A 10,245-nucleotide genomic window follows, 5' to 3' on the forward strand; every position below is an offset into this window, starting at 1 on the left:
GATCACTGGTCACTCTGGCGACGACGCCACCAAACCCGCGCCCGCCACAGCCACTACCAGCGACAACGCAACAAACATCCCTCACTGCCGCTGTAGTACTAGACACGGTAGTTGTCCTCGTGCACCTGCTCGACCTTCTCGGCCAACACCCGGTCGGATGCCGCGCGGGCGCCGACACGCTGGAACGGCTGGAACAGATCAGCGCCCCGCAACTCGGCTTCCCCCACGACGTCATGACCGGCGAGGACATGATCGGCCTGGTCTACGGCGACCAGTGGCGCCAGATCGTCGACCACCGACGCGCATCCCGCCGCCCGGTCAACGACGACGACCGGCTTGCCCCGGTCACCGCCCCGCGCCGCTGACCCACAAAAACGACCTTGGGATACCGATCATGACCGCCGAGCACACCGGGCCGCTCGTGTTGACCGACGCCACCGTGCACCTCACCCCGACGCGCACGGTGCACGGCGACATCTGGACAGACGGCCGCACTATCACCCACGCGGGCGCCGCCGAACCCCACGAGCGGCCCGGCGATGCTCGCACGATCGATGCCAGCGGCGCCTCCATCGTGCCGCTGCTGGTTGACAGCGCCCTGCGCGCCCGCCCCACCCGGGCGCGCGACACCTATGACCTCGCGCCCGGGAACCCGGCGACCTTCGCCGTCACCCGCAGCCGAGTCACCGAATCGCAGGTGCGCGGCTCGCTGATGATCCGCCCGCCGACCTCCTCGCCCTTGTCCTCGACGGGGAGATCCTCGCCTGGAACGGCAAGCCCAACACCCCCACCACGGTGACCGACCCGGACGCCTGGGTCGGCGCGTGGATCGACCAATCCCAGCCGGTCGAACAGCACCTGCTCCCCAATGGCCGCTGCACCGAGACCCGCAGCGGACGCGTCGATGCCTGGGTCGGCGCCTACTGGACCCGTGGCGACCGCATCGCCTACCTCGACGACACCGGCTTCTGGGCATTCGGCGTGCTGGCCGGCAACGTCCTGCACCACGGCGGCTTCGTCATGACCAGATGACCGACACAGGAGAGAGCGCCGTGCATGGCGTCGAAGACGCTGAGCCTTGGCGCATGAATCACGCGCGCGGGGTCGGCGGGCGTGCCGGACCAGTGAACGGACGTCGACGAGCGACGATCGCGCACGAGGTTCTGTACGTGCATTGGGTTCCCCACAGCACAGGTGGTAGTGGCTTCTTCTTTCTCTCTCTTGGCAAAGCCCGTCCCATGCCCCCGGGAAGCGTGGGCTTCGGCGATCGCCGAAGCCCACCGCCACCGCCACCGCACCGGCACCGGCGTACCGCCGCCCCCCTTGCGTCGGCAGAGGATGCGCTGCTCGGGCCATCCGGGGAAATGCCGGATCACGCCCCTCCAACTCTCGCAGCAAGGGCATGCACCCCTCGACAGGCGGCTTCGTGGCCCAAGTTCAGTGCTCAAGATCGTTGGTCCACTTCACCCCTTCCGAGGCGAAAACAGCCAAGCACATATTCTTCCGACATCCCGTATACAGGCCCCACTGGGCGGTTCCGGCCACCCCACGGACCGGTCTCCCAAGAGACTTTCAGGCGAAATCAGTAGAAGAAAGCGCCTTTCGAGGAATCGGGTAGATCGGCCGGTGACCTCGACTGCGTGACGTCAAGACGAATCCTCGGACGCACAGTCCGATAGACCGACGTCCGCACCACCGTTCTCCGGCGGGGACGGGAAGAGGCCGGAGTCATGCGCGATGATGGCGGACTGAACACGATTCACACAGCCAAGCTTCGTCAGCATGTGACTCACATGCGCCTTGACCGCACCCTCACAGACAAACAACGTCCGAGCGATCTCCGCGTCACCCACAACCCCTGAACCACCTGCGCCAGCACCTCACGCTCCCCTGCACGTCAGCAACTGCACCCGCCCACGCGCCGACCGCGCCCATTCCTTGTCCACACCCACAGTTCTACCACTGCCCCAACAGACAGTATGGAAAGGAAATTCGTGCTTAGTTCGCCGATCGGCCCACTCGGCCGGTTGACAACCCAGCCGCCGTTCACAAAGTTATTGATCATCGGCGACCAGCCTCAACAAGACAGCGTCCCATCTCGTCGTGCATCAGCAAGGAGATTCAATGTCGTCGCAATACCGCTATGTTGAACGACGCATCCCTCTCGCGGTGGACGTTGTCGCCACAGTGGCCGCATTGGCCCGTGACTGGTCGGGTTCGCAGGTCGTCTACGAGAGCAATGAAAAGGCTTCCTGGGCCGCAGGAGAACTGGCGTCCGTCGAGATCCGCGCAACCGGCGCCACACTGATCCGCTCAGGACAGCGACAGGAGTTCACTGGGCCGCCGCTCGCGATGGTAACAGAAGCATTGGCCGCGGCGGGCGTCGAAGAGTGGCGTGCCTACGGCTGGGCCGCCTTCGAACTGTCCCACGTGCTCCACAACACGGGGACCCCTGACGGCGTGCTGGGTCACTTGATGATTCCCTGCGCCGAGATTCGACTCGACGGCACGAGCGCCCTCCTTCGGGCCGGTAGTGCTTCCGAAGTGGACGAACTGATGCGCAGGTTGTCCGAAGCCGTGTTCGACGAGCCACCGAACGAGCAGCGGATCACGGTCGACCTCGACGACGGCAGCGCTCCCTATCGTGCTGCGGTCGCGACCGCCGTGGAGCGAATCCGTGCGGGCGAACTGGAAAAAGTGATCCTCTCCCGGGTGGTCCCGGTCGACGGCGAACTCGACCTCGCCGGCACCTACCGCACAGGATGACGGTGCAACAATCCGGCAAGGTCGTACCTGCTGCGACTCGCCGGCTGGGAAGCAGCCGGGTTCAGCCCGGAAATCGTCACGCGGGTTTCCACGACCGGCCGCGTTTCCACTCAGCCGCTGGCCGGTACCAGAGCATTCGACGGCGATGTGGTACTTGATGCCGCACGACGCGAAGAACTTTACAGTGACCCTAAGGAAGTATTCGAGCACGCCATTTCCGTCCGGCTCGCGACCGCGGAGATGATGGCGATCTGCATTCCGGGTACAGTCGTGGTAGCGGACTTCATGTCGACCCGCGAACGCGGCAGTGTCCAGCACCTCGGTTCTGATGTCGTCGGTGACCTGGCACCTAGCAGCACCGCATGGGACGCACTCGCCATTCTGTTCCCGGCGATCACGGCCTCCGGGATCCCGAAAGCACGATCGTGCGAGATGATCAGCCTACTGGAAGCCGAGCCGCGAGGGCTCTACAGCGGCGCGGTGCTCACGGCCGATGCCGACGGCTCGCTCGACGCGGCACTGGTACTTCGCAGCGTATTCCGCCGGGGCGGCCGGACCTGGCTGCGCGCTGGAGCGGGCATCGTCGCACAGTCCACTCCCGAAAGGGAGCTAGAGGAGACTCGCGAGAAGTTGCGTAGTGTCTCACGTTTCCTGGTCTCCGCGCTCGACCATGCGCCGAAGGAGAAGGCGTCATCGGTGCGAACCTAGACGAAGGGCATAAGGCGAAACCTGAAGTACCACCGCACCTTTCGGTCATGACTTGCCGGTCCCGAACAGCACGCTCCTTGTCCCGGCGAGCAAGTGGTGACCGGGTGGAGACGGTGCCTCGTCGCTCGCTCGGCAATGCTCGGAGTCAGGCAGTTCGCGCCACCTTGCCGGCGATGACCGCAAAACGCTCGAGCCGACTACCGATCGCGCCCTGGAACCGATCCACACTTGCGCGCCCGTAGCTCACCGTAATGGGACTTTCGGCCAGATCAGCCAGTACGAGTTCGTTGCGACCCCGCAGCTGGCGGGTGAACTCGTGGCGACAGATTCTCATACGCCGAGTACGGAAGAATTCGTCCAGAATATCTTCTTCGTCTCGAGTTGCCACAGTATTGACATAGCCCGCCTGTCTGCGCAATGAGGGCCCGTCCGGGACCAGCCGATTGGCCAGCGACATGTGCACGAGCCTGTTGAATTTGATGCTGTTTTTCAGCTCCACACCTAGCCCGAAGCTCGACTCGAGCTTCTTGGTCTGAGCGTGGACCGCGGAGTAGTCACGCGACCACAGACCGCTGAACGCCGTATGCGCCGCCATCATACGCGGACGCACCAAACCTTGATAGATTTCCGGGGAAAGGCTCCCGCCATAGAGCAGCAATGCGGAGTATGTGTCGAAGAGCTCACCGCTCATCGACACATACAGATCAGCGACATCCAGCCTGCCAGACTCGCGCGCGTTCACGGCCGCTGAGAGGCAGTCTCGGAGCGACCGCCAAGTGCAGAAGGCCAAGTGGTGACCGAGTACCCAGCGACCCCACGCCTCAGCGTGGTCGCGAGTGGCTGCCAGGACCGCGGACTGTGAATCCCCGGTGACCAGCAGCGGGTCTGCTTCCGAGGCAGAGGCCGTACATTCGGTGCATCCATCGAATGGAATGTCCGGCTGGGGAAGCTTCAACCACGCAAGTTCGATCCCGGGCGTTGTCGTTGTGGCCGCATCGGAAAACGAAGGAACGACGATGTGTCCGTATCTCTCATATCGTTGCCATCTTCTTCCGAGCAGCGCTCCTTCGTCCTACCGGGTACCAACGCTGGTTATCACCACTCGGAAGAACAGGAAGCCGTCTCTCATCGCGTAGTGCCCCGCGGCGATCGACTCCCGTTTGATCGACGGTTATCGTCTGTCGCCGCTCCGTCCCACGCAAGGCGATGTTCCAGCGCATGGAACCTCTCGGCTCGGCAGACCCGGTTCACAGCACACTGGAGGCCGGAATACCCGTCTGTTCACGGGGACTTTGAGACATGCCGACACAGGACGTTCCGATTCGAATCGGCCTATGGAATTGCAATGTTCCGTTGGCCCTCACCTGCGTCGCCACGGCCCGTCAGACGCCCCCGCGCTCCAGGAGCCAAATCATGGAACCGGTTCTGGCGACACGTGGTTTCGGTCGCTATCGGTCCGGCGAGCACGTCACCGATCGTTCGCGGCAGCGGACAGGCTCGCACAGTGATCCTGCTTCAACGCCCTGCCGAGCAGGAACGCGCTTTGCCGGAGCGCCCTGGCCGCGACCGCGATGTTCATCTGGTCCTGGCGACCGGTCAAAGCGAGCGCTACTGGATGCGCCAGCCCGCTCAGCGGCACCGCGATGCCGGTGATACCGCATGAGGGAATGTCGACCCGAGCAAGTCCGACCCGCCGGATCTCGGACAATTCGTCGGCGGCCGCGGTACTCAGGTGCTCGTCGACCGGCGTTGCCCGGTAGGCATGCAACACCTGCTCGATCGCGGCAATGGGTGAACCGGCGCCTGCCGGGATCAGCCGGGCAAACCTCGGCGTCCGATGCCCGAAGATCTGATTGACGTGATGAACGGCATCACCGTACAGGACACTGATGCTCGCGGTATGTCCGGTCGTTTCGTATAGTTCAAGGAGATAAGGCGTGGAACGAACTCCGAGCGCTGCCAGGAAGTTGTTCCCTGCCAGGTTCTCGTGTTGCGTGATCAAATAACCGGGGGCATATTCCGCGCGTTTCCGGACGATCATGTTGTGCGACTGCAGCACAGTGAGAACCCTGTGGACTGTGGCCTTCGCCAGGCGAGTGCGCTGGCTCAGCTGAGTGAGACTGAGCGCCACATCGCTGGTGATCAGCGCGCTGAGAACGAGCATCGCTTTGTCCACGGCGGTATGCCCGGTCGACGAAGCGATCCGGGACACATCTGCTGCGGTCGCTGTTGGCGGGTTCATAGTGATCCGCTTCTGTTTGGATCGGTATGTCTGTCTGTCGCTCGCTCAGCGTAGGTCAGCGTTCTCACGAGAGGAGCACAGTCCACTTTGACGGTGTCTGTCCGGGTAGAAGATTTGACCTTACGACCTGCGGCGAGGCGTCGACGTTGACAACCAGCCGCAGCCCAGTAGCGTGATGCAGCGCGAGACTGCATATCGGACCACCGCGATCCGGAGCCACACGCGACACCAGGTCAGGGCCGATCGGCCCTGACCTGGTGTCGCGTGACCCTGCTTGCCTTACGCAGCCACGGCCCACGCGGCCCCTGGCTGCGGTCGGAGAAGACCCCTGGCACAAGCGACTTTTCTCCGTCTTGCCAGAAACCACGAGGATCCACAGCGGACGCAAGGCGACAGAACCACGCGACACCAGCGAAGAAAAGACTTCGTTAGTCGCCCCGAGTTGGGACATCCGGTGAGAAACGAGGAATTCGCTTCCGAGGTTCCGTATGCTGGAACGTTGTCCCAAACACCGCGAACAAGCGGTTAGCTTCATCGGCGATGATCTCGACGGACCGTCGACCGGTCGCCGAGCCCTTCGGCCGGCGCACCGCATCGGTCCGTTTCCTGGCGGTTAATCTAGTGGAGGCGCGATGATCCAGGCTGGCGCGGTACTCACCGTCGACATGCTCGAGGCTGCTGCCGAGCCGGTCAAGGTCTCGTTCGAAGAAGAGGTGGCGGAGCGCGTACGCCGTGGACACGCGTTCGTCGGCGAATGCCTGTCCGGTGAACGTCCGGTCTACGGGGCCACCACTGGTTTTGGACCGCTTGTGACCTTCGACGGTCGCGACAGCCAGGAGGACCAGTGTGATAACGTCCTCCAGCATCTGACCGCCGGGCAAGGGGCGGAGCTGCCGCCGGAAGTCGTCCGCGCGACCATGCTCGTTCGCATACGGTCGTTGTCGCGGGGGCTGTCGGGCATCTCACCAGCGGCGCTCGAAATGCTCAGCGCGGTGCTGCAGACGGACTTCACCCCGGTCGTTCCCACACTGGGATCGTTGGGGGCGAGCGGCGACCTGGTACCGCTCGCATACATCGCGCAAAGTCTGCGTGGCGTGGGCGACGCTCGTCTCGGCGGGCGCAAGATGCCCGCTTCGGCGGCTCTCGCCCAAGCTGGCTTGGAGCCGTTGACCTTCACCGGGCGAGACGCCCTGTCGATGGTCAACGGAACTTCGGTCACCAGTGCGGCGGGTGGCCTCGCAGTCGCCAAGTTGCGGCGTTCATTCGAGTCCGGGCTCCACCTGAGTGCACTGCTCACCGATATTCTCGGTGCCGACGGCAAGTTCCTGGCACCCTCGTTGCTTGACGCGTTCGGGCATCCGGAGACCGCAGGGGCAGGAAAGCGGCTTCGTGATCTTTTGCAAGGGAGTGTGCCATCCGGCGACCGCCCCCTGCAGGAGCCTTACAGCGTGCGGTGTGTACCCCAGCTCATGGGAGCGGCGCGGTGCGCCCTGGACTGGGCTGGCGGCGTGGTCGAACGAGACCTCAACGGCGTCAGCGACAACCCGTTGTTCTTTCCCGACGAGAACCTGATCGCCCACGGTGGCAACTTCTTCGGCCAGCCCAGCGCGTTCGCGACCGACATGCTTTCGATCGTCGCCACGCAGATGGGCAACCTCGCCGAGCGACAACTGGACCTGCTGGTCGATCCCGTCCGCAGCAACGGGTTACCACCGATGTTGTCGCCGCGGCCGGGTGCGGAGCACGCCGTCCAAGGAGTGCAGCTCGTGTCGACCGCGATCGTGGCCTCGATGCGACGTGCCTGTGTTCCGGCGAGTGTTCAAAGCATCGCCACCAACCTTCACAACCAGGACGTTGTTCCTTTCGGGACACAGGCCGCGTTGGCGGCGTTGGAGCAGGCCCAGAATCTGCGTTTGCTCCACGGCAGCCTCGCCGTGGGGTTGCGGCAAGCGGCACACCTCAGGAAGGACAGGCCGACAGCATGGCCCTGCGCGGACCTGGTGGACGCCCTGGCCCAGGTGGTGGCTCCGATCACCCAAGACCGTGCGCTGGACGCCGACGTCCGGGCAGCTGCGGACGTACTCGACCAGTTCGTCGCCGACCGCTTGCCGTGAGAGGACTTGATTCCGATGCCAGGCTCCGCGATCGATACCGGCACGACCGACGTCGACCTGGTAAGCCACGTGCTCGGAGCCGTGTCGTCAGGCGATCGGCTTGCCCTTGTCGACTACACACACGATGAACCACGGCGCTGGAGCTACGCGGCGCTGAAAGCGGCCGTCTTCGCGCTGGCGGATCATCTCCACTCCAACGGAGTCCGGCAGGATGACGTCGTCGCCGTCCTGACCGAGAACAGCGCGGAGTTCGTGATCTCGTACTTCGGTGTTCTCGCGGCGGGTGGCGTCGTGCTTCCTCTCGACCCACGAGCCGCTGAACGGGATTGGCAGGCGGATGTCACGGGCTGCTCCGTACGGGCCATGATCGTGGACACAGCCCTGTGGCCGACGCCTCCCCTGCTGGCGCACGGGTGTGTGCGCATCGGCCAGGAGTGGGAAACAGCGACTTCAGCGTGCATGGAAAAGCGCGAAGCGGTCGCACCCGGCGGTGATCGTACCGCTGTCCTGATGTCTTCCAGCGGTACGACGGGACGGCCCAAGAAGGTTCGGGTCACTCATCGCAATCTCACAGCCGGTTTGCGCCAGATCGAGAGCCTGCACCGCCTCGGCGCGGACGACGTGGTCACCTGCGCCGGGCCACTAAGACACATCTACGGCATGCAGATGGCGATGAATCCGGTCCTGCGGGCGGGCGGCACCCTTCTGATCGGCCCGACGCACTTCGACCTCAGTGAGTTGCTCCGGTCGCTGGCGGAAGAGAACGTCGCGGTCGCCTACCTCGTGCCCAGTGTGATCGTCGGGATCGCGGCATTGCCGCGAGTGCCGGCGACCCCCGCGCTCCGCCTGGTGGTTTCAGGTGGTGGGCCGCTCGCGCCCATCGCGGTCGAAGGCTGCGTCCGGATGCTCGGCAAGCCGGTCGTGCAGGGCTTCGGCATGACAGAGGCGGGATGTATCGCCTTCACGCCCGACGACCACCACGACAAGCCGGAAACCGTCGGCCGGGTCCTACCTGGTACCGAGATGCGATTCGTCGACCCTGCCACGGGGAAGGATGCCGAGGCTGGCCACCCTGGTGAGCTTCTTCTGAGTGGTCCGCAAATCAGCCCTGGATATCTCGAAGCGTCGGCGCCGGCCATCCGTGATCCCGACGGCTGGTTCCATACGGGTGACCTCGCTGTCCTCGACGAGGACGGGTTTCTGCGGATCGTCGGCAGGCTCAAGGCACTGATCAAGTACAAGGGGTTCCAGGTCGCTCCCGCGGAACTCGAAGCGGTGCTGCTCGAACACCCCGAGGTGGCCGATGTTCTCGTGACCGGGGAGCCCGACCCGACCGCGGGAGAAGTGCCGAAGGCCTTCGTCGTTGTGCCCCGCGACGTGTCACTCACCGAACTCACCACGCACGTCGCCGCTCGCGTGCCGGGCTACAAGCGGGTCCGGTTGATCGAACGCGTCCGGGAGATACCTCGGTCGGAGACGGGGAAGCCATCACGGCCACCCGCCTTGCGCGTGGTCGTGCTCAATGGCCACTCCGGGATGGGATCGGCGTTCGCCGACGAGTTCGTCGCTGCGGGGATGTCGGTCCTGCTGGCGGGAATCGTCGCCGAGCCCGCGACCCGGAGAGTCGACGAGTCCGGGGGCACTCGCGGAACCATGGTGACCTTGGCCGCGGATCTCGCCAAGGCGACAGCGGGGGAAGCTTTGACCACCGCGGCAGTGCATGAACTCGGCGGGGTCGACGTGGTGCTCGATGCGTGGTCTGCCGGCGTTCCGGATGACAGCCAGGCGGGCAACACGGCCCCGCTCGGCCAAGCAGAAGCGGTGATCCGCGCGCTTCTCGGCGCCGTCACCACGGGGCCCGCGCGAGTGATCACGTTGCTGAGCGGGGGGCATGACCCGCGCCTGATCGCAGAGACAGCGGGAAAAGCACATCGAGTCTTCCTCGTGCAACCCGCCGAAGACCGGGCCGGTACGGAAGTGTGTGTCGTCGGCTTCGACCCCGGCCGGCCGGATTGCTCAAGCGCGCCTGCGGACGCGGCTCGGCCTCCGGTGATGTCCGCGGCGGCCCGGCAGACTGTCATCGCGCTCGCTACCGGCGCCGCTGATCATTGTCCAGGCCGCTGCTTCGATCACCGTGACGTCGAGCCCGCCCCGGTCGCTGGAAGCCGCATAGCGCCCGTTCGACCCCCACGTACCGGCGAGACGGGCACTTCCGATTCCATCGAGGAGACCGTACTGAGGGGATGACCGTGAACGAGGGGGTCCACTTCTGGCTCGCCAGGTTGCCGCTGCTGGATTTCGACCCGCTGATCGATGCTGTTGGTTTTCTCTGGTCAGGCGGCTGGGGTGAGGGAGAGGTGGCGGACTGGGCTGGTTCGTGTGGTGGCGCGTAGGGTTCCGATGAGCCAGGCGCCG

10 protein-coding genes and 1 pseudogene are annotated in these 10,245 nt (G+C 64.8%); 8 read left to right on the top strand and 3 right to left on the bottom strand.

From position 1 onward, the window contains the following. Positions 1-119 precede the first annotated feature (119 nt). The 3 genes from ACFOSH_RS42015 to ACFOSH_RS42025 are packed head-to-tail and all read left to right on the top strand — an operon-like array spanning position 120 to position 1,032. The gene (locus ACFOSH_RS42015; protein WP_378247050.1) at positions 120-365 is read left to right on the top strand and encodes a hypothetical protein; all 246 of its coding nucleotides are present in this window, start codon (positions 120-122) and stop codon (positions 363-365) included. Positions 366-394: 29 nt separating this feature from the next. Continuing rightward, the gene (locus ACFOSH_RS42020) at positions 395-799 is read left to right on the top strand and encodes a hypothetical protein (RefSeq protein WP_378247052.1); all 405 of its coding nucleotides are present in this window, start codon (positions 395-397) and stop codon (positions 797-799) included. Beyond that, on the top strand, positions 796-1,032 hold the full coding sequence (locus ACFOSH_RS42025; protein ID WP_378247054.1) for an Atu4866 domain-containing protein: 237 nt from the start codon (positions 796-798) through the stop codon (positions 1,030-1,032). Before ACFOSH_RS42020 ends, ACFOSH_RS42025 begins: the two co-directional genes overlap by 4 nt. A gap of 614 nt (positions 1,033-1,646) precedes the next feature. On the opposite strand, the gene ACFOSH_RS42030 is transcribed toward ACFOSH_RS42025, so the two are convergent. Next, complete coding sequence (locus ACFOSH_RS42030; protein ID WP_378247056.1) at positions 1,647-1,853, bottom strand: response regulator transcription factor; 207 nt, start codon at positions 1,851-1,853, stop codon at positions 1,647-1,649. Between the two features lie 271 nt (positions 1,854-2,124). Here ACFOSH_RS42030 and ACFOSH_RS42035 point away from each other — a divergent pair, with 271 nt between their 5' ends. Both ACFOSH_RS42035 and ACFOSH_RS42040 read left to right on the top strand, forming a co-directional pair. Further along, positions 2,125-2,766: a hypothetical protein gene (locus ACFOSH_RS42035; protein WP_378247058.1), complete on the top strand. Its 642-nt coding sequence runs from the start codon at positions 2,125-2,127 to the stop codon at positions 2,764-2,766. A 15-nt stretch (positions 2,767-2,781) separates the two neighbouring features. Next, positions 2,782-3,474, top strand: a pseudogene (locus ACFOSH_RS42040) (salicylate synthase); the annotation flags it as partial. Between the two features lie 145 nt (positions 3,475-3,619). On the opposite strand, the gene ACFOSH_RS42045 reads toward ACFOSH_RS42040, so the two are convergent. Next, on the bottom strand, positions 3,620-4,216 hold the full coding sequence (locus ACFOSH_RS42045) for an L-tyrosine 3-hydroxylase (RefSeq protein ID WP_378247060.1): 597 nt from the start codon (positions 4,214-4,216) through the stop codon (positions 3,620-3,622). 726 nt (positions 4,217-4,942) lie between these two features. After that, positions 4,943-5,650, bottom strand: a complete 708-nt coding sequence (locus ACFOSH_RS42050) for a helix-turn-helix domain-containing protein (RefSeq protein WP_378247062.1) — start codon at positions 5,648-5,650, stop codon at positions 4,943-4,945. Between the two features lie 698 nt (positions 5,651-6,348). Between ACFOSH_RS42050 and ACFOSH_RS42055 the strand changes: the two genes are divergently transcribed. Genes ACFOSH_RS42055 through ACFOSH_RS42065 form a run of 3 tightly spaced genes read left to right on the top strand, consistent with a single transcriptional unit; the run spans position 6,349 to position 10,223 of the window. Then, positions 6,349-7,830: an HAL/PAL/TAL family ammonia-lyase gene (locus tag ACFOSH_RS42055; protein WP_378247064.1), complete on the top strand. Its 1,482-nt coding sequence runs from the start codon at positions 6,349-6,351 to the stop codon at positions 7,828-7,830. Positions 7,831-7,845: 15 nt separating this feature from the next. Continuing rightward, positions 7,846-10,077, top strand: coding sequence for an SDR family NAD(P)-dependent oxidoreductase (locus ACFOSH_RS42060; RefSeq protein WP_378247066.1), 2,232 nt, complete (start codon positions 7,846-7,848; stop codon positions 10,075-10,077). After that, a complete protein-coding gene (locus ACFOSH_RS42065) occupies positions 10,074-10,223 on the top strand; it encodes a hypothetical protein (protein WP_378247068.1) in 150 nt (49 codons plus the stop codon). Before ACFOSH_RS42060 ends, ACFOSH_RS42065 begins: the two co-directional genes overlap by 4 nt. Positions 10,224-10,245 lie beyond the last annotated feature (22 nt).

This window comes from Amycolatopsis speibonae, assembly GCF_042647925.1.
GTDB lineage: Bacteria > Actinomycetota > Actinomycetes > Mycobacteriales > Pseudonocardiaceae > Amycolatopsis > Amycolatopsis speibonae.